Origin of the sequence: Thermogutta sp., from assembly GCF_039793925.1 — a bacterium.
Classification (GTDB): domain Bacteria; phylum Planctomycetota; class Planctomycetia; order Pirellulales; family Thermoguttaceae; genus Thermogutta.
Window position 1 is genome coordinate 1,062 of record NZ_JBAMME010000119.1, and the last position, 217, is coordinate 1,278.

Genomic DNA, 217 nt, shown 5'->3' on the forward strand with positions numbered 1-217 from the left:
GGCAAGGTGGTTGCCCTGGGCTGGCTTGAACCAATGGGCGAGAAGCGTGGACGGCATTATGTTCTGGCCCGGTGAGTTATCGAATACTCTCCCGAAGTTATCAACCCGTCTTATCAAATTGCGGTTGATACGAGGGCGTTCGATAATGGGAAAATCGGGACTCCGTGGGTGGCGACGCCCGTTCTACGCCGACATTATTGGGGTTCGCAGGCAAAGA